Origin of the sequence: Nocardia sp. NPDC006044 (assembly GCF_042871115.1) — a bacterium.
In the GTDB taxonomy this organism is placed as follows: domain Bacteria; phylum Actinomycetota; class Actinomycetes; order Mycobacteriales; family Mycobacteriaceae; genus Nocardia.
The window spans coordinates 148,557-172,536 of sequence record NZ_JBIAID010000004.1 but is presented as its reverse complement, the minus strand read 5'-3'; the positions used below and the strand labels follow the sequence as shown (position 1 = coordinate 172,536).

The 23,980-nt window shown below is 68.4% G+C and carries 18 protein-coding genes; 5 read left to right on the top strand and 13 right to left on the bottom strand.

What is annotated here, in order from left to right:
- Window positions 1–77 precede the first annotated feature (77 nt).
- From ACFYO1_RS32090 to ACFYO1_RS32045, 10 genes are all read right to left on the bottom strand, one after another.
- On the bottom strand, window positions 78–644 hold the full coding sequence (locus tag ACFYO1_RS32090; protein ID WP_387239230.1) for a DUF779 domain-containing protein: 567 nt from the start codon (window positions 642–644) through the stop codon (window positions 78–80).
- Complete coding sequence (gene adh, locus ACFYO1_RS32085; RefSeq protein WP_387239227.1) at window positions 644–2,167, bottom strand: aldehyde dehydrogenase; 1,524 nt, start codon at window positions 2,165–2,167, stop codon at window positions 644–646. The genes ACFYO1_RS32090 and adh overlap by 1 nt, the downstream gene beginning before the upstream one ends.
- An 82-nt stretch (window positions 2,168–2,249) precedes the next feature.
- Window positions 2,250–3,527 carry a transcriptional regulator gene (locus ACFYO1_RS32080; RefSeq protein WP_387239224.1) on the bottom strand — a complete coding sequence of 426 codons (1,278 nt, stop codon included), beginning with the start codon at window positions 3,525–3,527 and terminating at the stop codon, window positions 2,250–2,252.
- Between the two features lie 60 nt (window positions 3,528–3,587).
- The gene (locus tag ACFYO1_RS32075; protein WP_387239220.1) at window positions 3,588–4,706 is read right to left on the bottom strand and encodes a TerD family protein; all 1,119 of its coding nucleotides are present in this window, start codon (window positions 4,704–4,706) and stop codon (window positions 3,588–3,590) included.
- 112 nt (window positions 4,707–4,818) lie between these two features.
- Window positions 4,819–5,760 carry a hypothetical protein gene (locus ACFYO1_RS32070; RefSeq protein WP_387239217.1) on the bottom strand — a complete coding sequence of 314 codons (942 nt, stop codon included), beginning with the start codon at window positions 5,758–5,760 and terminating at the stop codon, window positions 4,819–4,821.
- On the bottom strand, window positions 5,760–6,968 hold the full coding sequence (locus tag ACFYO1_RS32065) for a hypothetical protein (protein ID WP_387239214.1): 1,209 nt from the start codon (window positions 6,966–6,968) through the stop codon (window positions 5,760–5,762). The genes ACFYO1_RS32070 and ACFYO1_RS32065 overlap by 1 nt, the downstream gene beginning before the upstream one ends.
- The gene (locus ACFYO1_RS32060; RefSeq protein WP_387239211.1) at window positions 6,968–7,654 is read right to left on the bottom strand and encodes a hypothetical protein; all 687 of its coding nucleotides are present in this window, start codon (window positions 7,652–7,654) and stop codon (window positions 6,968–6,970) included. Before ACFYO1_RS32060 ends, ACFYO1_RS32065 begins: the two co-directional genes overlap by 1 nt.
- The gene (locus ACFYO1_RS32055) at window positions 7,651–8,850 is read right to left on the bottom strand and encodes an ATP-grasp domain-containing protein (RefSeq protein ID WP_387239208.1); all 1,200 of its coding nucleotides are present in this window, start codon (window positions 8,848–8,850) and stop codon (window positions 7,651–7,653) included. The genes ACFYO1_RS32060 and ACFYO1_RS32055 overlap by 4 nt, the downstream gene beginning before the upstream one ends.
- A complete protein-coding gene (locus tag ACFYO1_RS32050; RefSeq protein ID WP_387239205.1) occupies window positions 8,847–9,785 on the bottom strand; it encodes a glycosyltransferase family 2 protein in 939 nt (312 codons plus the stop codon). The genes ACFYO1_RS32055 and ACFYO1_RS32050 overlap by 4 nt, the downstream gene beginning before the upstream one ends.
- Window positions 9,782–10,735, bottom strand: a complete 954-nt coding sequence (locus ACFYO1_RS32045) for an NAD-dependent epimerase/dehydratase family protein (protein WP_387239201.1) — start codon at window positions 10,733–10,735, stop codon at window positions 9,782–9,784. The genes ACFYO1_RS32050 and ACFYO1_RS32045 overlap by 4 nt, the downstream gene beginning before the upstream one ends.
- A gap of 269 nt (window positions 10,736–11,004) precedes the next feature.
- Here ACFYO1_RS32045 and ACFYO1_RS32040 point away from each other — a divergent pair, with 269 nt between their 5' ends.
- From ACFYO1_RS32040 to ACFYO1_RS32020, 5 genes are all read left to right on the top strand, one after another.
- The gene (locus tag ACFYO1_RS32040) at window positions 11,005–11,430 is read left to right on the top strand and encodes a nitroreductase family deazaflavin-dependent oxidoreductase (protein ID WP_387239198.1); all 426 of its coding nucleotides are present in this window, start codon (window positions 11,005–11,007) and stop codon (window positions 11,428–11,430) included.
- A gap of 161 nt (window positions 11,431–11,591) precedes the next feature.
- Window positions 11,592–12,446 carry a tryptophan 2,3-dioxygenase gene (locus ACFYO1_RS32035; RefSeq protein WP_387239195.1) on the top strand — a complete coding sequence of 285 codons (855 nt, stop codon included), beginning with the start codon at window positions 11,592–11,594 and terminating at the stop codon, window positions 12,444–12,446.
- Between the two features lie 4 nt (window positions 12,447–12,450).
- A complete protein-coding gene (locus tag ACFYO1_RS32030; RefSeq protein WP_387239192.1) occupies window positions 12,451–13,686 on the top strand; it encodes a kynureninase in 1,236 nt (411 codons plus the stop codon).
- Window positions 13,667–14,539: a PaaX family transcriptional regulator C-terminal domain-containing protein gene (locus ACFYO1_RS32025; protein WP_387239189.1), complete on the top strand. Its 873-nt coding sequence runs from the start codon at window positions 13,667–13,669 to the stop codon at window positions 14,537–14,539. The genes ACFYO1_RS32030 and ACFYO1_RS32025 overlap by 20 nt, the downstream gene beginning before the upstream one ends.
- 167 nt (window positions 14,540–14,706) lie before the next feature.
- Window positions 14,707–20,979, top strand: a complete 6,273-nt coding sequence (locus ACFYO1_RS32020) for an amino acid adenylation domain-containing protein (RefSeq protein WP_387239186.1) — start codon at window positions 14,707–14,709, stop codon at window positions 20,977–20,979.
- On the opposite strand, the gene ACFYO1_RS32015 is transcribed toward ACFYO1_RS32020, so the two are convergent.
- The 3 genes from ACFYO1_RS32015 to ACFYO1_RS32005 all read right to left on the bottom strand — a co-directional run bounded on the left by ACFYO1_RS32015 (window position 20,920) and on the right by ACFYO1_RS32005 (window position 23,970).
- Window positions 20,920–22,245 (bottom strand): lipase family protein, encoded by a 1,326-nt coding sequence (locus tag ACFYO1_RS32015; RefSeq protein ID WP_387239183.1) that lies wholly within the window; start codon window positions 22,243–22,245, stop codon window positions 20,920–20,922. The genes ACFYO1_RS32020 and ACFYO1_RS32015 overlap by 60 nt on opposite strands.
- 190 nt (window positions 22,246–22,435) lie before the next feature.
- On the bottom strand, window positions 22,436–23,323 hold the full coding sequence (locus ACFYO1_RS32010) for a biotin-dependent carboxyltransferase family protein (RefSeq protein WP_387239180.1): 888 nt from the start codon (window positions 23,321–23,323) through the stop codon (window positions 22,436–22,438).
- On the bottom strand, window positions 23,320–23,970 hold the full coding sequence (locus ACFYO1_RS32005; protein WP_387239177.1) for an allophanate hydrolase subunit 1: 651 nt from the start codon (window positions 23,968–23,970) through the stop codon (window positions 23,320–23,322). The genes ACFYO1_RS32010 and ACFYO1_RS32005 overlap by 4 nt, the downstream gene beginning before the upstream one ends.
- Window positions 23,971–23,980 lie beyond the last annotated feature (10 nt).

The following is a 23,980-nucleotide window of genomic DNA, read 5'->3' as shown; positions in this document are numbered from 1 at the left end:
CAAGAATCAACCCATGCAAGCAAGTAGCGTCCCGGCGCCCACGCGTGGCGAGCGGGCGGCGACTGATCAGCCCCCGATCACGGGGCGGGCGGCGCGGGCACCGGGCAGGCGTCGACGGCCTCCGCCACGACCTGGCCGGAATCCGGCACCGGCGGACGAATGCCGTCCGCGTAGTCGCACCCGACCACGGGCGGCACCTGTTCGAGGGCCGCGTTCTCCTCGTCGGTGAAAGCTCTTGCCCGACTGAGGAATCGCCAACCCTCGGGGGCTTCCAGACTGAATCCCCCGCCGCGGCCAGGAACCACGTCGAGGACGAGCTGGGTGTGTTTCCACGCCTGGAACTGCGATCCGGAGATCCACACCGGCACCGCGTCGAGGTCGGCGGACGGCAGGCTCACCGGCACCTCCCCCACCGCGAGGCGCAGATCGAGAATGCCGAGCAGGACGTCCCGGTCGCCGATGATGAACTCCCCCAACGGATAACACATCGGCGACGACCCGTCGCAGCACCCGCCGGACTGGTGCATCATCAGCGCACCGTGCACGTCGCGGAGGCGGCGCAGCAGCGCCGCCGCCCCCGCGGTCGCGACCAAACGGGGCGGGGCGGCGCTCACGGCGCCACCACCCGCCGGACGGCTCGGCATCAGAAGAATCCCATGGCCTTCGGCGCGTAGCTGACCAGCAGGTTCTTCGTCTGCTGGTAGTGGTCCAGCATCATCTTGTGGTTCTCCCGTCCGATACCGGACTGCTTGTAGCCGCCGAACGCCGCGTGCGCGGGGTACTGGTGATAGGTGTTGGTCCACACCCGACCGGCCTGGATGTCGCGCCCCGCGCGATAGGCCCGGCTGCCGTCGCGCGACCAGACGCCCGCGCCGAGGCCGTAGAGGGTGTCGTTCGCGATGGAGATGGCGTCGTCGTAGTCGGTGAACGAGGTCACCGAGACCACCGGACCGAAGATCTCCTCCTGGAAGATCCGCATCGCGTTGCGGCCGGTGAAGATGGTCGGCTGCACGTAGTAGCCGCCGTTCAGGTCGCCGCCGAGCAGCGCGCGCTCGCCGCCGGTGACCAGCTGTGCCCCTTCACCTTTGCCGATCTCGATGTAGGACAACACCTTTTCCAGCTGATCGTTGGACGCCTGCGCGCCGATCATCGTCTCGGAATCCAGCGGATCACCCTGGCGCACAGCCTTTGTCCGCAGTGCGGCGAGGTCGAGGAAGCGGTCGTAGATGTCGGCCTGGATCAGTGAGCGCGACGGGCAGGTGCACACCTCGCCCTGGTTGAGCGCGAACATGGTGAAGCCTTCCAGAGCCTTGTCCAGGAAGTCGTCATCGGCGCTCATGACGTCGGAGAAGAAGATGTTCGGGCTCTTGCCGCCCAGTTCGAGGGTGACGGGAATCAGGTTCTGCGAGGCGTACTGCATGATCAACCGGCCGGTGGTGGTCTCGCCGGTGAACGCGATCTTCGCGATCCGGTTGCTCGACGCGAGCGGCTTGCCCGCCTCGACGCCGAATCCGTTGACGATGTTGACCACCCCGGGCGGCAGCAGGTCGCCGATGATGCTCCACAGGAACATGATCGAGGCGGGAGTCTGCTCGGCCGGCTTGAGGATCACGGCGTTGCCCGCGGCGAGCGCGGGGGCCAGCTTCCAGGTCGCCATCAGGATCGGGAAGTTCCACGGAATGATCTGCCCGACCACGCCGAGCGGCTCGTGGAAGTGGTAGGCGACGGTGTCGTCGTCGATCTCCGACAGCGAACCCTCCTGCGCGCGAATGGCTCCGGCGAAGTAGCGGAAGTGATCGATGGCCAGCGGGATGTCGGCGGCCAGCGCCTCGCGGATCGGCTTGCCGTTGTCCCAGGTCTCGGCGATGGCGATCGCCTCGAGGTGCTCCTCGATCCGGTCCGCGATCTTGTTCAGGATCACCGCGCGCTCGGCGGCGGAGGTCTTGCCCCAGGCCGGCGCGGCGGCATGCGCGGCGTCGAGCGCCAACTCGATGTCCTCCGCGGTGGAACGCGCTATCTCGCAGAAGGTTTCGCCGGTGACCGGGGTCGGGTTCTCGAAATACTGGCCCTTGACCGGCGCAACCCACTGGCCGCCGATCCAGTTGTCGTAGCGAGGCTGGAAGCTCGTCGGCGACTCCGGCGAACCAGGACGGGCATATACGGTCATCGAAACTCCTAGCGGTCACGGCGGGTGTGCACTGTGATCCACGACACTATGACCCGAACGTTGCATCACCGTTGGGAACAGGTCAGCGACCGCCGAACTCGCGATCGAGCATGGCGATCTGCGCCGCCACTTGGGCATACAGCGACGAATCCCGCTCCAGCGAGGCCAGGTAGGCCGACCACGCGCCGCGATCCTCGCGGCCGTCGACCGAGGAGATCCACCAGCCGAGGATCGCCGGGTCCCGGGAGGTGAGGACGGCCGCGCGCATTCGTGCGCGCAGCGATTCGCGGGCCCGGACCACGCCGGGAGCCGGTGAGGCGGGCAGCAATTGGCCCCGATAGCGCGCGACGGCGGCGCCGATGTCGCCGCGCCGCAGGCTGCGGCGTAGTTCGCCGACATCGGAGTCCAGTTCGGTCAGTAGCCGATAGGGCCGCGACCCGAGCGCAACGCCGCCGAGAATCCGGCGCAGGCGCGAGATTTCGGCGCGCACGGTGACCGCGTCGAGGTCGCGTTCGTCGAGCAGGACCGCGATGTGCTCGGTCGCGAGTCCCTCCGGATGTTCCATCAGCAGCAGCAGGATCTCCGAATGCCTGCGCGACAATGGGATTCGCTCGTTGCCGAACAGCAGGGCGGGCTGGGAGCCGAGTAACTCCACCCGCGGCGCGGTGTGCACGGTGACCGGATGCGCCCGGAGCTCGGACTCGGCGACGGCCACGGTCGCCCGGATCAGCGAAAGGACTTCCGGCGCGGCGACGCGCGGCCCGCCGGTGATGTCGATCGTGCCGAGGATCCGTCCGGTCGCCGGATCGTGCACGGGCCCCGCCGCACAACTCCACGGATGAACCAGCCGGCTGTAGTGCTCGGCGCCGAAGATCTGCACGCAATGATCAAGGGCCAGTGCGGTTCCGGGGGCGTTGGTGCCGACCGCGGCCTCGCTCCAGTCCGCGCCGTCGACGAAGTTCATGCCGGCCGCGCGGTCCTTGGCCGCCGAATCGCCCTCCACCCAGAGCAATCGGCCGTGCGCGTCGCTCAGCGCGATGAGCAGCCCGGTGTCTTCGGCGTCCTCGACCAGCAGGGTCTGCACGACCGGCCGCACCGCCGACATCGGATGGGTGCGCCGATAACGCTCCAGTTCGAATCCGGTCAGCGACGTCCGGCCGATCTGCCGGTCCGGATCGATGCCGTTGCCGCGGCTGCGCACCCAGGAGGCCTCGACCACCTGCCGGATCGACTTCGGCGCCGCACCTCGCTCGACAAAGGATTCGTGCGCGGCCGACACATCGGTGCTCACCTGTTCCGCGTCTTCGTCCGGGCGCAGCGCTACCCACGGATTCGCTCGAATACCCGCACCGCTGCCCACGACCTCCATACTCCTCGGCAAGTCCGCCCCGATCAATGCGCCGTCGCCGGGCGGTGGTGGTCAGAGGTAGCGGACGACCTGTTCGGCGGCCTCGACGGGGTGGCCGGCCTGGATGGGAGCGCCGACAGTGTGGAACTTCCAGACGTCGGCTTCGCGCTGAACTTTGGCCACGACCATGCCGGTGTGCCTGCCGCCGACGCGCAAATTTCCGCCGGTGAGCTCGACGTCGGTTTTTCCGTCGACCAACCGCCAGAATGCGTTTCGGACCCTTTCGAAGGTGTGCCCGGCATAGGAGGTGACGACGAAAACGACCGTCGACGCTTCGGCGGACAGCCGGGTGAGATCGACGTCGATCATTTCGTTGTCGCCTTTGCCGGAACCGGTGAGATTGTCGCCTTGATGCCGAACGGATCCGTCTTTGGAGCACAAATGACCGTAGAAAGCGGCGTCCATGAGTTCGCGACCGGAAAAGACCAGAGCCGACGCGTCGAGATCGATATCGACCTCGCGCAGACCGAATCGGCCTGGTTCCCGGACCGGATCCCAGCCCAGCGCCATTTTCACATGCGACAATTCGTCGCCATCCGGTTTGCGCAGTGCCAATTCGGTGTTGAGGCCGAGCAGTCCGGTATCGGGCGCCTCTGCCGGTGGCCGCGGCGCCGATGGTTTCGGGGTACCTCCGACCGCTACGCCGTGCGCGGTGACCAGCGCGGCGAAGCCGCTGCGGTAGCCGTGGCCGAGCGCACGCAGATGCCAGCCGGGGTCATGCCGGTCGATGTCCACGGCGACGACCGTCGACTCGGCACCCAGGCCGGTGATCAGGTAGTCGCACAACCGGTTTCCCATGCTGTCGGCTATACACAGCTCGGGCGCCGCGTAATTGCCGAGGCTGTCGTGCTGGTCGTCCAGTGCGACGACGATGCGCACGTGTTCGATATCGGCGGGAATCGCGCGCAGGTCGATCGCCAGCGCGCTCGGCCGCCCGTCCTCGCCCGGCAGCAGGCGTGCGCCCTGGCCGAGCGGCTGGTTGTAGAAGACGAGATCGGCGTCCGCGCGCACCATGCCGTCCGCGGTGAGCAGCAGCGCGGACAGATCGACGGCCGCGCTGTGCCGGACCGAAACAACGATGTGCTCGGCTTCGAGCACATTTACCTGCCCCCGAGCCAGTTGCACGGTCATTCATCACACATTACAAAAACTATCGTCGAATACCAGGAACGGCACGCGTTCATTACTACGGCCGAATAACCCGGTGGCCGAAGAGTCAGGGTGAAACGACGAATTGGCGCGATTACCAGGCGACCCCGGCCGCATAACGAGAGACCAGCCGGCAGCCGAGTCGTTCTTTTACGTCGGGCAGTCCTTTACCCCAGATGAGCCCCTGCTTCCCCTCCGCGATCGCCCATCCGACGGTCCGGCGGAACGCGTCGAAGTACAGGTGCTTGCGGCCGCCCTCCTCCACCGGCAGCGCACCCCACCGATGCACCAGCGGCCAGGTCGGGTGGTCCAGAATCGTGAACGCCGCCAGCAGGTTTCGATCCGAATCGTGGTAGTGCACGGCCTGCACATCGGGGCGGGACAGCAGCCGGTGCAGCCATTCGTCGGGCATGCGCGGCGCCCGGCCCAATCCGTCGTACTTCTCCTCGGTGCGGCGGAACAGGCCGATGAGCTGATCGGCGTCCAGTGTCTCGGCGGGGCCGCTGCCGGCGATCAGGTCGTGGTCGCGGGACAACCATCGTGCCTCGGCGCGCAGGCTGCGGCGGCGATTCGAGGACAGCGTGCCCAGCCAGCCCGCCTCGTCCGGCCAGACGATGGGGAGCACGGCGGTCGGGTTCACCGCCCTGGTGATCTGCACGGCGCCGAGGCCGTCGGCCTGCTCGCGCTCGAGCTCACGCCAGAGGGTGGCGAGTACCGCGTGCCGGTATCGGGCGCGCAGTCCTGCGGCCAGCACTCCGAACAGCTCGGTCTGCCGTGCGGGATCGGCCACCCACCAGCCCGGTTGGCCGGTACTGCCGGGCGCCGCGACGTTGGCCAGACCGAGCATCCAGCGGGCCGCCGCCATGGCGACGATGTCGGTGCCCTCGTGCACGACGACGATGCCGAATCGGGTGCCTGCCACGGCCAGCACATCCCAGGCCCAGGTCGCGCGCAGGCCGGCCGCGCCGCGCAGCGCCTCCCACCACGGCGGTTCCGGATCGCGGCGGGGGTCGAGGATGTCGACACGCTGTTTCATCACGCCTCCCGCGTCGTGGGGTTCACCCGGAGCCGCGGCACCGTCGCTGCGGCGAGTACGGCGTAGGACCCGACCAGTGCCCAGAGCGCCGCCGGTGGGCCGTGCGCGGGCACCAGCAATACGGCGAGCACCACGACTGCACCGAATTGTGTTGCGGCACTTGCCGCGGCGATGGTCAACTCGCGACGGCCCGCGTTCTCCAGAATGAACAGCGCAAGACTGACCACGGCGTGGATAGGGATCTCGAAGCAGAGCAGCAGTGCGATAAGTGCTGTGGCAGAAAGGTTCCCGGCGAGCAAGGCCACGAGGGCGCACCCGAGCACGCCCGAGATCAGCGCTGCCGTCAACAATCGCCGCGCGAGGTCCGTGCCCGCTCGTCCACCGGCACCGCGCAGCCGCAACGACGACACCGGCTGGTAAATCCGCAACAGGTAGAGCGTCAACGATCCGACGACGCTCGAAATCAGCAGTGCCAGATAAAGAGTGGTGCTACTGCCGCGCTGATCACTGAGCGCGAGGACCGCGTACAGCACGCCGACACCTGCGCTGCCCAGCGGTTCGTACAGTCCGAGCATCAATTCGGCGCGCAGGACCGCGCCGGTGACGCCGCGGCGCGGGCGAGCCAGCAGGGACGCGACGGGCGCCGCTCCCCTGGCCGACCAGGCGGCGACGCCAAAAGTGACCAGGACCAGCAGCGCCAACTCGCCCACCGGTGAAAGAGCACCGGCGGCGGCGAGCACCACCGAGGCCGCGAGCAGGACGGCTAGGACCGCAAAGCCCAGGCTGTCCCGCGCGGGTCGCCCTGCGGCGCGGTGTACCGCTACCACAACCGTCATAAGTCCGACGCCCGCGCTCCAGGCCGCCGCCAGTGGATAGATCACTGCCGGCGACCCAGCCGTCACGACCATCAGCAGTACCGCTATCGCCAACGGAACAGCCGCCGTGAGCAACGCGGTCCGCACCACCGCCGCGGCCGTACGCGGCAGCCGCGGAACGAGTTTCAGCACCGCCTTCTCCGGCCCCGAGCTGAGCAACGCGATCCAGGCCGTCGCGCCGACCGCGCTCGCGTACACCGCGAAGACGTCGGCGCCCCAAGTCGCCAGCAGCCCAAGCGCTATGCCGTGGTAGGCGATCCGGAACCCGCCGCGGCCCGCGACGAGCGAGACCACCGTCCTGGCCGCGGGCAGCGTCGCGGAAGTCGACACCATCAACGCGCGCGGTCGGCCGCTCGTTGCCGGACACTCGCCGAGAGTCGCCGCGCACCGCCCGGGCGCCGCCGGAGGCCGTCGCCGATCCGCCGCCAGAATCGGTCAGGGAGAAGCACGATCGCCCCGGCGAGCAACAGGTGGACGACGATGAACGCCAGGGCCTCGTTCCGGCTGGCGACGTGACCGAGCCGCACGGTCATGTGATCGGCCCAATCCCAGCGGTCGGCGAGCGGCTTGCCGCGCAACAGCTGGAACGCGAGATCCTCGAGGCCCGAAAGCATGATGAGGATTCCGGCGTAGCTGACCCGGCGCGTCACCGCGGGCAGCGCACCGCCGAGCCTGAGCATCAGCGCCAGGCACAGGATCAGCAGCGGGACCAGGATCCGCATCCAGGAGTACAGGCGATTGAAATCGTCGTCGAGGGCGGCGGCGAAGATCTTCGGGACCAGGAAGCAGAACACGACGGCAAACGCACCGAGGGCGCAGATTTCGACCAGCCTGCCGCGCCGGAACCAGTGCGGTAGCAGGCTCGCGATCGTCTCGGCGGCCAGCACGAACGGAATCAGCGAGGCCAGCAGAGTCCAGATGTTCTCGATGCTGTGTTGCCGGCCGGAAACCCACCACACGACTCCCGCGGCGACCACCGCCAGGGTCGCCAGGATGGTGGTGCGCACCGCGGGGCTCATGCCGCACCGCTCAGGTCGAAGCGCAGCGTGGCGCGAATGGCGGCGGCGGCAGCGGCGGCTTGGTCGGGCTCGTCGGCGACAACCACGAAGTGGCCCAGCTTGTTCGCCGCATTATGGTACGGAAGTACCTCTTGTCCGGGGGCCGCGAAGAGGATCAGCTCCACCAGTTCCGGGACCGCCGAGACGTCGTCGGCGCCGACCACTTCGCTGACCACGCCGGGACGATCGGTGTAGAGCACCTCGGACAGCGCCGCGCGCGAACGGGTGCGGGTGATGTCGGCGGGTTCGCCGGTAGCCGCGGCGATCGAGGCCGCGACCGTGTCCACGCCGTAGGCATGCTTGACCAGTTCGCCGAGCCCGTTGCCGCCGACCCGGGCGCCCATCTCGATCAAGTGCATTCGGTCCGCCGGATCGATCAGCAGATCGATGGTCAGTGGGCCACGCTCATAGTCCAGCTCGGCGACCAGCGCGTTCAACACCTCGGTCAGCTCCCGTTCTTGTTCTGCGGTGAGGTCGGCGGGCACCCGATGCGTGGTGGTCACGAAGTACGGGGCGGGGGTCATGGTCCGCGCGCTCACCCCGGCGAAGGCGATCTGCCCGCGATCGACGAATACCTCTGCGCTGTAATGCTTTCCCGCCAGGTACTCCTCCACGATCACGCCGCCGTCGCTGGCGAATCGCGCCGCCTCGCGCGCCGCGACCGCGATCGCGGACCCGTCGTCACACACCTGAATGCCTCGACTGCTCTGCGCATCCAAGGGTTTCACCAGCACCGGAAATCGCAGTGTCGCAGCTCGAAGCGCGAGTTCGTCGCCGGCGGTTCCCGCGACGTAGCCGTAGCTCGCGAAGCCGAGTCGATCGCACACGGCACGGAAGTACGACTTGTCCTGGGACGCACGGACCGCCGCCGCGGACAGATCGGGCAACCCCCACCGCCGGGCCAGTTCTCGCTGGGCCGACAGCCCGGTATCGCTGGCCGGCGAGAGCACGCCGACCAGATCGGTGCGCCCGTCGAGTTCCGCCGCGATCAGCTCGGGATCACGGATGCTGGCGAGCACGAACTCGTCGGCCAGCGCTCGCGCGACGGCATCGCCGCGCCGGTCGACACAGATTGTGCGATAGCCGAGTTCGCGCGCGCGACGATAGGTGGACGCCGAACCGTCCGCGCCGCCGAGGATCACCAACGTGCCCGTCATCGCGCACCCACGCCGGCCCGCTCCAGGTGCAACCGGTCCGCCGCGTCGATGACGAGGTCGGATTCGCGCACGTAGTACAGCGCGCGGCCGTCCCGGCTCGACGCCGTGACCGAATAACGCAGCAGCAGAGCCATCGCCGGGAGCATCGCCAACTGCACCAGCAGCACCGCCACCGCACCGGCCCCGAACACGCTCAGCAAAACGCCGACGAGCACACCGGCGCACAGCACCAACGTGGCTCCGATCGCCGGCACGGTGGAGTGCCCGACGTACAGATCGAGTGCGTGCCTGGCCAAGCGGAGAACCGTGAACTTCGACGAACCCGCCCGGCGCGCCCGATGCGCCGTCTGCACGGTGACATAACGATCGGTGACCGCAGGCAGGGACGCCATGAAATACGGAGCAGGACGGCGTAATTCGACGATCCGTCGGGCGATACCGGTACGCACCAGCCGGAATGTCGTCGCCCCCGGCGGCAATTCGATGCCGAGAACACGGCGGGCGATCAGATCCGACAGCGTCGAGCCCCACCGCCGCAGCAGCGGATCGTCGCGCTGATCGCGCACCCCGAAGACCGCGTCCACCCGATCCGATACCGCTTCGATCAGCTTGTGCGCCTGATCCGGATGACCTTGCAGGTCCGCATCCACATGCAGCACCCACGGTTTCGTGGCGTACTTGTAGCCCGCCGAGAACGCGGCCTCAAAGCCGAAGTTGCGGGCGAACGAGATGTAGTGCACCCGTTCGTCCTCGGCGGCCAGGGCGGACACCAGCGACAGCGTCGCGTCGGTGCTCCCGTCATCGACGAACAGGATCTCGACGTCGTGCCCGCCGAGTTCTCCGACGATCGCCCGGTGCGCGGCAACGATATTGGCTTCCTCGTCCCGGCACGGGACGACGACGGTCACGCCGAACATCGGGAACGACGCCGTCACGCCGTGGCCGTCTCGCACGGCTCCGGCGCGACCCAGTGGGTGCCGCGAGTCTCGATGAACCATTCGATCGTGCGGCGCATACCCTCCTCGAGCGGCAGCAGCGACTCGGGGTCGACGCCGATGGCGGGCAACGTCATCGGATCCGCCCGGACCGTGTCGCCGGCGATCTCGCCGGGCCGCATCGGCAGGTCGACGATCGGAACCCGCGGATAGCCCAGCTCGACGCACTGGTCGATGATCAGCTCGGCGACCGACCGGATCGACTGCGATCGCGCCGGCCCGACCTCCATCACCGCATCCGGGACGATGCCGTTGCCCGCCGACTCCAAGGCCGAAACCAGCACGCGCGCAACGTCACCCACCCACACCATGTCGGAGAGCTGGACGCCGCCGCCGTACAGCTCCACCGGCAGGCCGGACAGCGCGCGGCAGATCACCGCGGGGGTGAACTTGCGCACCTTGCCCTCGCCGAACGGCGCGGCCGCGGTCTGCCGTGGACCGTACGCGTTGACCACCCGGACGTTGGTGACCCGGGTGCCGCGGTAGGCGTTGAACATGTGCACGAAGCGTTCGACGGCGGTCTTGGAGATGGAGTAGCTGTTGTTCATCCAGTGATTGCCGACGCAGATGTATACGCCGGGTAGCTCGTACTGCGCGACCGCTTCCAGAAAGTTCAGTCCGCCAACGAGATTCGTCTCCGCCGCCGGACGCGGCTGCTTGATCGTCTCCTGCGTGCCGAGCACGGCGGCCAGGTGGATGATCCCCTCGCAGTGCGCGGCCAGTTCGGTCATCGAGGTGGAGTCGCGGATGTCGCCGAGCATGACCTCGTACGGCTGCCGGCGCGCATGCCTTCGATGGTCGAAGATCACCGGCTCGTGGCCGCGGCGCACGAGTTCCTCGCAGACATAGGAGCCGATGAATCCCGACCCACCTGTGACGCCGACCTTCATTCTGTTGTACCACCTAGCGCTGTCTATCCGGCTGACCGTCGAGAGTGCCGACGACCAGCCATGTGTGTCCACATTGTCCGGATTTTGTCCGATCCGCGCAGCCGCGGATGACGCGCACGGAGATGTGCGACACAGCCTAGAGAGCGCCGAATGCGGCCGATAGCCATAGTTTCGGGGGCTCCCGGCGCGCCGGGAACTGCCAAAAGTTGGCAGTGTCATGTCAGGTTCGGCCGAAGGCCGGGTGCCGAAGATCAACTTAGGCTCGAGGCATGTCGATTCAGCATCAGCTCGAACGAATCTTTGTGGGTCTCAACGCATCCCTGTATCGGATCAGCGGCGGGAAGCTCGGCGGCAAGATGGGGCAGGCGCCGATCCTGTTGCTCAATACCGTCGGGCGCAAGTCGGGTCAGCGGCGCACGTCGCCGCTGCTGTACCGGCGCGACGGCGACCGTTACCTGGTCGCCGGGTCGCATCGCGGCGCCGCGACGGATCCCGGATGGGTGCTGAACCTGCGCGCCAATCCCGAGGCGGAGGTCGAGATCGGGAAGCAGACGATCCCGGTGACCGCGACCGAGATCCCCGCCGCCGAGCGCGAGGCCGCCTGGGCCGCGCTGGATGCCATGTATGCCGGTTACGCGGACTATCGCGGCAAGACCGACCGGAGCATCCCGATCTTCGCGCTCACCGCCCGCTGAATCGACCAGACGTCTGGGGATCCCCATCCGACCCGCATCAGCAGGCATTTCCCCAGCTGAATGCGGTGCGACACGGGCGCAGCTATGACACTACTCTAGCGTTCGTCACATTGGTGTCATATCGTGGGGTCGAGGCAGCACCCGACCGATGGGGAATGGGCATGACCGTCGAGCAGAACACTCGCGCACTCGAACACGACATCGTCACCGACTTCAGCTCCCGCCTGAGTTACGGCGGTTATCTCGACCTGCCGACGCTGCTCAGTGCGCAGCATCCGGTCAGCAGGCCGGAACACCACGACGAGTTGCTGTTCATCATCCAGCACCAGACCACCGAGCTCTGGCTCAAGCTGGTGCTGCACGAGACCCGTGCGGCACGGAGCGCCTTCGAGTCCGACGACATCGGGGTCGCGCTCAAATGCATTGCCCGGGTGAAGCACATCCAGAAGACTCTCACCGAGCAGTGGTCGGTGCTGGCGACGCTGACGCCCACCGAGTACGCCCAGTTCCGCGACTGCCTCGGCAACTCGTCGGGGTTCCAGTCGTACCAGTACCGGGCCGTGGAATTCATTCTCGGCAACAAGAACGCCTCCATGCTAGCGGTGTTCGAGTCGGATCCGTTGGCGCACAAGGAATTGCACACCCTACTGCACGAACCGAGTCTCTACGACGCGTTCTGGCACCACGCGGCCCGGATCGGACTCGAGGTGCCGCGGTCGACGCTGGACCGGGACGTCACGAAAGCCTACGTTCCGGATCCGGATCTGCTACCGCTGGTGAAGTCGATTTATGAAGCACCCGAACGCCATTGGTCGGTCTACGAGACTTTCGAAGAGCTGGTCGACCTGGAGGAGAACTTCCAGCTGTGGCGGTACCGGCACATGCGCACGGTGCTGCGCACCATCGGCACGAAGCGCGGCACCGGCGGATCGAGCGGGGTCGGGTTCCTGCAACGCGCGCTCGACCTGACCTTCTTCCCCGAACTGTTCGCGGTACGTACCGAGATCGGACGTTGACGACATGACCACCGCACTCGACGATTTCCACACCCGCGCCACGGTGCTCGACACGGCCGACCCGCTGCGCGACTATCCGAGCCGCTTTCTCGGCAGCGACGATCCGGAGATCGTCGCCTATCTCGATGGCAACTCGCTCGGCCGTCCCACCCGCGCGACCGCGGATCGGCTCGCCGCCTTCGTCACCGAGGCCTGGGGTGGCCGGCTCATCCGCGGCTGGGACGAGCAGTGGTTCGATCTGCCGGTCCGGATCGGCGAACGGATCGGCGCGTCGATCCTCGGCGCCGCGCCCGGCCAGACCACGATCGGAGATTCGACCACGGTGCTGCTGTACAAGCTCGCCCGCGGTGCGCTGGCGCTGCGGCCGGGGCGCACCGAGATCGTGCTCGACCGCGACAACTTCCCCACCGACCGTTACCTGCTGGAGGCGATCGCCCGCGAACTGGACCTGACGCTGCGCTGGATCGAACCGGAGTTCACCGGCGGCGTCACCGCGCAGGACGTGGCCGGCGCCGTCTCCGAGCGCACCGCGCTGGTGGTGCTCAGTCACGTCGCCTATCGGTCGGGGTACCTGCTCGACGCCCCGGCGATCTGTGCCACCGTCCATGAGTCCGGCGCGTTGCTGCTGCTCGACCTGTGCCATTCGGCGGGCGCGGTGGAGATCGAACTCGATTCCTGGGGAGTCGATTTCGCGGTCGGCTGCACCTACAAGTATCTGAACGGCGGTCCCGGCGCACCCGCGTTCGCCTATGTCCGCACCGAGCACCTCGCCGATTTCAGCCAGCCGATCTGGGGGTGGATGGGCCGCGAGAGTCCGTTCGAGATGGCGCAGGGATACGTTCCGGCCCACGGGATCCGGCGGGTGATCAGCGGAACGCCCGCGATCGTCGGCATGCTGCCGATCGAGGACACCCTCGACCTGATCGACGAGGTGGGCATGGCGGCGGTGCGGGCGAAGTCGGTGACCCTCACCGAGTTCGCGCTCGAACTCGTGCGATCCTGGTTGCTGCCGCTCGGCGTCTCGGTGTCGTCACCGACCGACCCGGACCGCCGCGGCGGCCACGTGACGATCGACCACCCGCAGTTCAAGGAGATCACCGCACGACTATGGCAACGCGGCGTCATCCCGGATTTCCGGCCGCCCCAGGGCATCCGGATCGGCCTGAGCCCGCTGAGCACCACCTACGCCGAGGTGCTCGCCGGGGTGGCGGCGATCCGCGATGAACTCACCGCGCGCTGACCTCGCGGGCGCGGTCCTCGACGATATCGATTCGCGGCCGGGCAGCGCGACCTCGCTGGCCCGGACCATGCTCGGCGCGTACGTCCGCGATCTCGGTGGCTGGATCGCGATCGCCGACTTCAGCGGCCTGCTGGCCGGGCTCGGGGTACCGGAGCAGAGCACCAGGACGGCGGTCACCCGGCTGAAGAGCAAAGGGGTGCTCGACGCCGAAACCCGTGGCGGGCGCAGCGGATACCGGATCACCGATGCCGCGGAGGCGATGTACTCTCGCGGCGATCCGCGCATCTTCGGGTTCCGGCAGATGGCCGACGGCGATGCGTGGCACCTGATTTCGTTCGGCATCCCCGAATCCCAGCGCGCCGCCCGGCATCAGCTGCGCCGCCGGCTGTCCTCGATCGGCTGCGGGACTGTCTCGGCCGGATTGTGGATCTGCCCGGAATATCTCGCGGCAGAGGCGTCCGCGATCGTCTCCGCACTGGAGCTGGACGAGTACGTGACCTCCTTCCGCGCAACCGAACTCACGGTCCCGGGCACGCTGCGCGCGGCGGCGGCGCAGTGGTGGGATCTGCCCGCGCTCGCCGATCGGCACCGCGCGTTCCTCGATCGTCACCGCGACATCGTCACCCTGCCCGAGCTCACCGACCGAGCGGCCTTCGATCGCTTCGTGCCGCTACTGGACGAGTGGCGGATCATCCCGTATCTCGATCCCGGTCTGCCCGAACGGATGCTGCCCGCCGACTGGCCGGGGCTGGCGAGCGTGCGGCTGTTCGCCGACGCGCAGCGCCGATGCCTGGAGCCGAGCCGGCGCTGGGCGCGGGCCGGAATCGGCGCCGCGACAAACGTCGGACGATAATCCTCGGAATTCGAAATCTCTTGGCACCCAGTACCGTAATGTACTGCTCCGCGCCGTGCGACCGGGCTGAGTACGTGCGCTTATAGCTGTTTCGACATCGGTGGTGAACCCCACGGCGGCGTTGTACCATCAGGCCCCTTTGTCACTTCGTATGGCGGGACCAGAGCTTGACCAGTGGTATTCAGCGGACCCCCTCGGCCGCTCGGCGCGCGCGTTCCCGCCGGACCTCGGCGTCGCACTCACCCACCCTCGCCGCGCTGCTCGCCGCGGCGGTGGAGCGCAATCCGGACGGCGTCGCGGCGGTGTGCGGCGACAGTGCGATCACCTACCGCCAACTCGACGCGCGCTCCGCGCAATTGGCGCGCACGCTGCTCGCACTGGGGGCCGGCCCGGAGACGGCGGTCGTGGTGGCGCTGCCGCGGTCCATCGACTCGGTGCTCGCGGTGTGGGCCGTGGCGAAGACCGGGGCCGCGTTCGTGCCGATCGATCCGGGCCTGCCGCGCACGCGGATCAAGTTCCAGTTGACCGACTGTGCCGCCGAGATCGGGCTGACCACTATCGAATTCGCGCCCGCACTGCCCGCAGGCGTCCGCTGGCTCGCGATCGACGATCCCGAGTTCGTCGCGCGCACCTCGGCAGAGTCGGCCAACCCTATATCGTATCTCGATCGTCCTGTGCTGCTGCGGGTTTCGAATGTCGCATACCTGATCTACACCTCCGGTTCCACCGGCAGGCCGAAGGGTGTGGCGGTCACGCACGCCGGACTCGCCGCGTTCTGCGCCGAACAGATCGCCAGGTACTCCCTGACCCCGGCGGCGCGCACCCTGCATTTCGCGTCGCCCAGCTTCGACGCGTCGGTGCTCGAGTTGCTGCTCGCGGTCGGTGCGGCCGCGACCATGGTGATCGTGCCGCCGACCGTGTACGGCGGCGCCGAGCTGGCGGGCCTGATCGCGCGGCACCAGGTCAGCCATGCGTTCATGACACCGTCGGCGCTGGCCTCGCTCGAACCGACCGGGCTCGATCTGCTGCGGGTGGTCGTCGTCGGTGGCGAAGCCTGCCCCGCGCCGCTGGTGCGCCGGTGGGCGGTGCCGGGCCGCCGGTTCTTCAACGGTTACGGTCCGACCGAGACCACCATCATGGTGGCGATCAGTTCTCCGCTGTCGCCGGATCGTCCCGTGACGATCGGGTCGGCGCTGTCGGGCATGAACTGCCGGGTGCTCGACAAGCGGCTGCGCCCGGTCGGGGTCGGCACCGCGGGTGAGCTCTATGTTTCCGGGCCCGGACTGGCCCGCGGCTACCACGCCCGATCCGGCCTGACGGCACAGCGTTTCCTGGCCGATCCACATGGTGCGGCGGGCACACGGATGTACCGGACCGGCGACATCGTTCGCCGGGGCACCGACGGCGACCTCGAATACCTCGGGCGCAGTGACGATCAGGTCAAGGTTCGCGGGTTCCGGATCGAGCTCGGTGAGATCGAATCGGTGCTCGGCCGGCAGTCCGGGGTGCGGGCGGCGGTCACCGTCGATCGCCGGACTCCGGCGGGCGAGACCATGCTCGCGGCCTACATCCAGGCCGAGCCGGGACACCTGCTCGACACCGCCGATCTGGCGAACGCGCTGGCGCGTCAGCTGCCGCAGTACATGCTGCCCGCCTCGATCACGGTGATCGACCGGCTTCCCCTGACACCCACCGGAAAAGCGGATCGCGCGGCATTGCGTCTGCGCGCGATCGAACAGTTCGCGTGCCGGTCGTTGTCCGGCCCCGGCGAGGAGCTGATCGCAGAGGTGTTCGCTCGGGTACTGGGTCAGGATCAGTGCGGCGCGGACTCGGATTTCTTTGCCTCGGGCGGTAATTCGCTGCTCGCCACGCAGGTGGCGGCCCGGTTGAGCGAGCTGTGGCAGGCGCGGATTCCGACCCGGTTGCTGTTCGACCATCCGACGGTGGGGGCGTTGGCCAAGGCCATTCAGGCGCAGCGGTTCGACAAGAAGCGGCCCGCGTTGCTGGCCCGGTCGCGACCGGAGCGGGTGCCGCTGTCGCCGGCGCAGCTGCGGTTCTGGTTGCGCAACCAGTTCGACCCGGACTCGTCGGTGGACAACATCGGCTTCGCGCTGAACATGTCCGGTGAGCTGGACATCGCCGTCCTGCGCGCGGCGTTCGCCGATACCGTGGCGCGGCACGAGATTCTGCGCACGATGTATCCCGCCGACGCCACCGGGCCGCGCCAGCTGGCGCTCGAAACCGAAGACGTCATAGCCGATTTCGCGGTCGAGGAGATGCCGGCCGCGACGCCCGACGCGGTGGCCGAGCGCATTCGCGCGATCCTGTGGCGCGGTTTCGATGTGTCGAGCGAAGTCCCGCTGCGGGTGCGGCTGCTGCGGACGGCGAGCGAATACGTCCTGGTGTGCGCGGTGCACCATATCTGCGCCGACGGCTCGTCGCTGGCCCCGCTGGCCCGCGATATCGCCCACGCCTACACCGCACGGTCCGCGGGCACCGCGCCGATGTGGCGTCCGCTGGAGATCCAATACGCGGATTACGCGCTGTGGCAGCAGGAGTTGCTCGGTTCTCGCGATGATCCGGATTCGATGCTGTCCCAGCAGCTTTCCTACTGGACCACGGAGCTGGCCGGACTGCCGGACGAGCTCGATCTGCCGACCGATCGGCCCAGGCCGAACACCGCGTCGCTGCGGGGTGCGGCGACCCAGCGGCCGGTGCCGGCCAGTCTGCACAGCGAATTGCTCACGGTCGCACGCGAACACAAGGCGACGCTGTTCATGGTGATGCGGACGGCGTTGGCCGTGCTGCTGTCTCGCCTGTCCGGCAGCACCGACGTGGCCATCGGGGTGCCGATGACCAATCGGGCCGAGGCGGCGCTGGACGAGCTGGTCGGCATGTTCGTCAACACGACGGTGTCGCGCACCCGGATCGATTTGGCAGAGAGTTTCGCCGCGCTGCTGGACCGCACGCGAGATCGGGATCTGGTGAACTTCGCGCACTCCGAGGTGCCGTTCGAGCATGTCGTCGACGCGGTGAATCCGGTGCGGTCGCCGGGGCGACATCCGCTCTATCAGGTCGGGTTCGCGTTCCAGAACTTCGGCAAGGCCAGCCTCGAGCTGCCCGGCCTGACGTTCTCCGGGCTCGACGTCGATACCCGGACGGCGAAGACCGACCTGCACATCGCCGTGGTGGACGAGCACGCGGATGACGGCACACCCGGTCACATCATCATCCGATTCAACTATGCCACCGACCTTTTCGACGAGCCGACGGTGCAGCGGTTCCTCGAGGCCTATATTCGGGTGCTGCATCAGGTGGCCGCCGATCCGGCCGGCGCGGTCGGCGACATCGATCTGGTGCATCCGGATGAACGGCGGTTGATCGAGTCCTGGTCGGCCGGAGCCGATCACGCGGTCGCGTCCGAGCCACTCGGGGCGGCTATGCAGCGTCAGGCCGAAGCGACGCCGGATGCTGTCGCCCTGGTCTGCGGATCGGCGACGCTGACCTATGCGCAGTTGCGGGACCGGTGCAACCGGCTGGCGCGGTGGTTGATCGGTCAGGGTGTCGGCCCGGAGACCATCGTCGCGGTGGCGATGCGCCGGTCCATCGATCAGGTCGTGACGCTGTGCGCGATCGCCGAAGCGGGTGGCGCGTGGGTGCCGATCGATCCGGATCATCCGGCCGAGCGGATCGGTTACGTGCTGGATTCCGCCGCGCCGCAGTGTGTCCTGACCACCAGCCGAGACGAGTTCACCGTTACGGCCGCGCACGTGGTCGACACCCTCGAGCTGACCGACCTGGACACGGCGCCCGTGCGCCAGGCCGAGCGGCGTATGCCGCTGCGTGGTGCGCACCCCGCCTACGTCATCTACACCTCCGGGTCGACGGGCCGCCCCAAGGGGGTCGTGGTCAGCCACGCGGCGATCGTCAACCAGCTCGACTGGATGGGGCATCGGTACCGCGTCGATGCCACCGACGTCTACCTGCAGAAGACGCCGGCGACCTTCGATGTGTCGCTGTGGGGATACTTCCTGCCGCTGCGGGCCGGTGCGCGGATGGTGATCGCCGGACCGGACGACCATCGTGATCCGGCGGCGCTGTGCGGGTTGATCGCCACGCATCGGGTCACGCTCACCGATTTCGTGCCCACCATGCTCACCACGTTCGCCGGCCATGCGACCGCCGCCGAAGTCTCTTCTCTGCGTGCCGTTTTCGTGATCGGCGAGGCGCTCGCCCCCGAGACGGCGCGGGCGTTCGACGCGATCGGCAGCGCCGAGGTGCACAACCTGTACGGGCCGACGGAGGCCGCGGTCAGCATCACCGAGCACCGGTTCGACCCCGCCGATCCGGCGGCCACGGTGCCGATCGGGGTGCCGGAATGGAATTCGCGGGCCGTCGTCCTCGACGCCCGGCTGCGGCCGGTGCCGGTGGGCGCGGTCGGTGAACTGTATTTGGCCGGTATACAACTCGCGCGCGGCTATCACGGTGCGAGCGGGCTGACCGCCGGACGGTTCGTCGCGGATCCGGCCGAGCCAGGGGCGCGCATGTATCGAACCGGGGACCTGGTGCGCTGGCACGCGCGCGGGACGCTGGAGTACCTCGGCCGCAGCGATTTCCAGGTGAAGGTGCGCGGGCACCGCATCGAACTCGGCGATATCGAGACCGCGCTCCTCGCCGATCCCGCCGTCGCTCAGGCGGCAGTCGCCGTCAAGCACTCCGATGCCGGTGACCGCCTCGTCGGCTACGTGGTCGCGGCGCCCGATCTGGTCATCGACCCGAATACGCTGCGGCAGTCGGTATCTCACACGTTGCCCGCCTACATGGTGCCGTCGGCGGTGGTGGTTCTCGACGCGTTGCCGGTCAACACCAGCGGCAAGCTCGATCGCGCGGCACTCCCCCAGCCGGTCTTCGCCGCACGGGACGGCGTCGCACCGTCGACCGATCTCGAACGGGCGATCGCCGAGGTGTTCGCCGAGGTCCTCGACGTCTCCCCGATCGGGGTCACCGACGACTTCTTCGAACTCGGCGGCTCCTCGCTGATGGCTTTCACGCTGCACCAACGGCTTTCGTCCCGGCTCGACTACGACGTGCCGATGGCGGCGCTGCTCACCACGCCCACCGTGGGTGGCCTCGCCGCGCATCTCACCGGCACCGCGGAACAGACCGGGGCGATCACCGCGGCCGAGGACGCCGTCCTCGATGCCGGAATCGATGGCCGCGGTTGCCTGCCCGCGCACCCGGGTCCGCCACGCGCGGTGCTGCTGACCGGCGCGACCGGCTTCCTCGGCGCCCACCTGCTCCGAGAGCTGCTGACCCGCACCGACGCCAGGGTGCTGTGCTTGGTCCGGGCCGATACGGCAGCGCAGGGCGCCGATCGGATCCGGCGGGCGATGCATCGCTATCGGCTGTGGGACGACACCGTCGCGGCTCGGATCGTCGCCGTCCCAGGCGATCTCGGCGCACCGCGGCTGGGGCTCGCCGACGCCGACCAGGTCCGTCTCGCCGAAACCGTGGACGTCATCCTGCACAACGGCGCCCGCGTCAATCACATCGATCCGTACGCCCGGCTACGCGCGGCCAATATCGAGGGAACCCGGGACATACTTCGCCTCGCGTCGACCGGACGGCTCAAGCCGGTGCATTTCGTCTCCACCCTCGGCACCACCGTCCCGGCGACGGAGACACCGGGAGTGATCGAGGAGAACACCCGGCTGCGTGCGGACCGGCTGTCCGACAACGGCTACGTCACCTCCAAGTGGGCCGCCGAAGAACTGGTCCGCCAAGCGGGCGAACGCGGCATCCCGATCGGCATCTACCGCCCCGGAACCATCAGCGGCGATCTGCGGGCCGGGGTGAACAGTGCCGACGACTCGTTCTGGAACATGGTCCGCGCCGCCGCGATCCTCGGCCTGGCACCGGATGTCGGCGATGCCACCGTCTCGCTGGTGCCGGTGACCTACGTGGCCCGCGCCATCGTCGAACTCGCGCTGCACCCCCGCTCGGAATCGGTGTATCACCTGGTCAACAAGACCCCGGTGCCCGTCGGCGACATCTTCACCCGCCTGCGCTATCACGGCCTCCCGGTGACCATCGCTCCGCTCGACACCGTCCGAGCCGCCCTCGCCGCGGAATCGCAGCGGCGCAACGCGATCGGCGACGATTCGCTCGTCCGCGCCGCCTTGCTGAGCGCCAACTACCTCGGCCTCGCCAACCTCGACTGGAGCGACGCGCAGACCCGGAAAGCCCTCGCCGGCACCGGCATCGACTGCCCGCCGATCACCGAGGCGGGACTCGACGCCTACATCCGCGAGTTCATCACCTCCGGGTTCCTGCCGTCCGGCCCCACCCCCGGCGCGGTCCTGCGCCCGAACGACGTGCGCTCAACAGGTTGTGGGACCGGGATCGCCACCGGCGAGGACGGCGGTCAGCCACAGCAGTGACGGCTCATAGCCGACCAGTTCGGCCGAAATATGTTCTGTCGCAGGAACTCTGAAGAATCGCAGGTTCGCGCCCGCCGCGCAGTATCGCTGCACGACGGGCTCGATGGCGGCGATGGGAATGATCGGGTCGGTCATGGAGTGCCACATGGCCACCGGAACATCCGGGGTATCCGCGTAGCCGAGACTGTCTCGGTGCAGGACGTTCTGGATGTCGGGGTCGAGGAACGCGTTGGGGTCCTTCAGGTAGTTCTTCAGCGGCCGCCAGGCGCCGGTGGCGGCCGCGGTGTAGAGACAGCGGGTGGCGATGTCGTGGACGAGGGTCATGCCGTCGGCGGTGAGGAACTTGTCGAGCGGCATCAAATCCGGGTATTCCCTGGACAATCCGATCAGCCAGATCCAGCCGACGAAATCGGCTTGGCCGGCCAGACCGGCGCCCGCGTCCATGGCGAACATGGTCATCGCGTGTTTGTCGCCGGGGACGCCACCCTGCGCGCTGCCCTTGATCGGTAGTTCGGGCGCGTAACCGCGATGCAGTTCGGCCGCCCAGCCGGTAGCGCTGCCGCCGCCGGAGTAACCCCACAGCCCGACCGGCGCATCGGCCAGGCCCAAACCACCGCGACGGGTCGCGCGGACACCGTCGAGGACCATCCGGCCTTCGTTCGGCGCGAGGGTGGTGCTGGTCTTGCCGTTGAAGTCGGGCACCGACACGGCCATGCCCTCGCCGAGGAACTGGAGCAGCAACTGGGTTTCCTTCATGGTGCCCGCGCGCACGGTGTGCGACGGGTTGCACGCCGGGTCCAGTCCGTCGATCGCCTCCTGATAGGAAATGACCGGGCGCGGGCTGGGGCCGAGCCACGGGATGCCCGGAATCATGACCGTGGTGGCCGTGACAATCGGGCGGTCGCGGCTGTCGGTACTGCGGTACAGGATCTGTTCGGTGTGCACCGGCGGCCACGGCACGGCGAGCAGATAGCTGGTCACCACGCGCTTGCGGATCACGTCGCCATTGGCATAACGGTCGAGATCGGCCGGGTCGTCATACCACCGGTCATCCTTGGGCATGGGCACCGGAATGACCGAGTAGATGTCGGTTTCGCGCGGCAGCGGCGGGAGCTGGTTCTCGTCGGGCCGCACCGGCCAGGTGGGTTGAGCACCCACCTGGCCGGTGTTCGGCAGATCCGGTCCGGCGGTGGCCGGGGCGGCGATCGCGAGAGACAGCGCGAGCGTGAAACCAACGGTGCATGTGGCACGACAAACACGGAGCACGGGCGGAGTACCTCTCAGGCGAAGACGACATCGAAGCCAGAAGCCGCTGAACCAGCGGCCGCCAACCGGGACACCATCGAGCGCCCGACGGACCGAAAGCGGGTCTCAGTTCACACGACGGTTCGCCAGCGTGTCACTACGCAACCGGCCAGGGTTTGCCCGTTGCCGCTGTGCACTGTGCATAAGCAGGTCAGGATGCGACCTGGCGAAACCGCAGGTGCTGGCCGGGACGTAGCTGCGCGAGCAGGTCGACGTCGGCGGTGATGACCGTCCCGATCACCGGGTAGCCGCCGGTGATCGGGTGATCGGCGAGGAACACCACCGGTTCGCCGCTCGGCTGCACCTGGATGGCGCCGAGCGGCATGCCCTCGGTGGGCAGCTCCTTGTCGTTGATCCGGGTCAGCGGTGCCGCGTCGCCGACCCGGGCCAACCGGACGCCGACCCGGTCGGCCCGGTCGGTCATCGCCCAGGTTCCGGTGAACAGCGCCTGCGGATCGGTGAACCAGTCGTCTCGCGGCCCGAGCCGGACTCGGGCGGTGACGATCCCCGTACTCATCGAGAGCACCGGTGCCACCGCGACATTCGGCCACGGGTACGCGTCCGCCGCGCCCGCACGCAGCTCGTCACCCACGGAAAGCGGCTCCGGGCCGAGCCCGGCGAGGGTGTCCCGGCTGCGCGAGCCGAGCACCTCGTCCACGGCGATGCCGCCGCGCACCGCGACGTACACGCGCAACCCGGCGGCGGCCGCACCGAGCTTCAGCCGCTGGCCGGTCCGCAACGCCAGCACGGACGCGTTGGCCTCCGCGACGCCGTCCACGGTGATCGGCGCGTCGGCACCGGTCACCGCGACCAGCACCGGGGCCTCGGCCACGAGTTCCAGTCCGCCGAGCAAGGTTTCGATGCCCGCGGCGTCTTCCGGATTGCCGACCAAGCGATTCGCCAGCTTCAGCGAACCTCGATCGGCCGCACCGGAAACTCCGACGCCGACCGCGAACCAGCCGGGTCTGCCGAGGTCCTGAATGGTGCTCAGCGCACCCGCGTCGAGAACCCGCAATACGGTGCGGCACGTCGAGCTCATTGCGACCCCTCCTCGATGAACCGGACCCGGGTGCCCGGGCGCAGCAGCGACGGCTCGGCCCGGTCGAGATCCCACATCCGCAGGTCGGTGGTGCCGATGAGCTGCCAGCCGCCGGGTGAACGCCGAGGATAGACGGCGCTGTATCCGTCGGCCAAGGCCACCGAGCCCGCGGGCACCGCGGTCCGCGACTCCGCCCGGCGCGGCACGGCGAGGCCGGACCCGCCTGTTTCGAGATAGCCGAAGCCAGGGGCGAATCCGATGAACGAACACCGCCACACCGCCCGGGTGTGCGCGGCGATCAGCTCGGCGACGGAGATGCCCAGCTGTGCCGCAACACTTTCCAGATCCGGCCCGTCGTAGCGCACCGGGATGACGCACATCGGCTCCGGTTCCACCTCGACCGCTCCGGCGCCATGCACACTCCGGAACAGGTGCCGCAGTTGCGCTTCGACGGCCCGAATGTCGGCGGCCTCGGTCAGCGTGACCAGTACCGTCTGCGCGGCGGGCAGCACATCGTGCACGCCGACCGGCGATTCGCGCCGCAGCAGGTCGATGAACGCGACCAGATCGGCATGCCGGTCGGGCGCGACGAGCAGCGACCGGTCCCCCGCGGGCAGAATGCGCAGCGGCGCGGTGATCACCGACATCGACACTCCC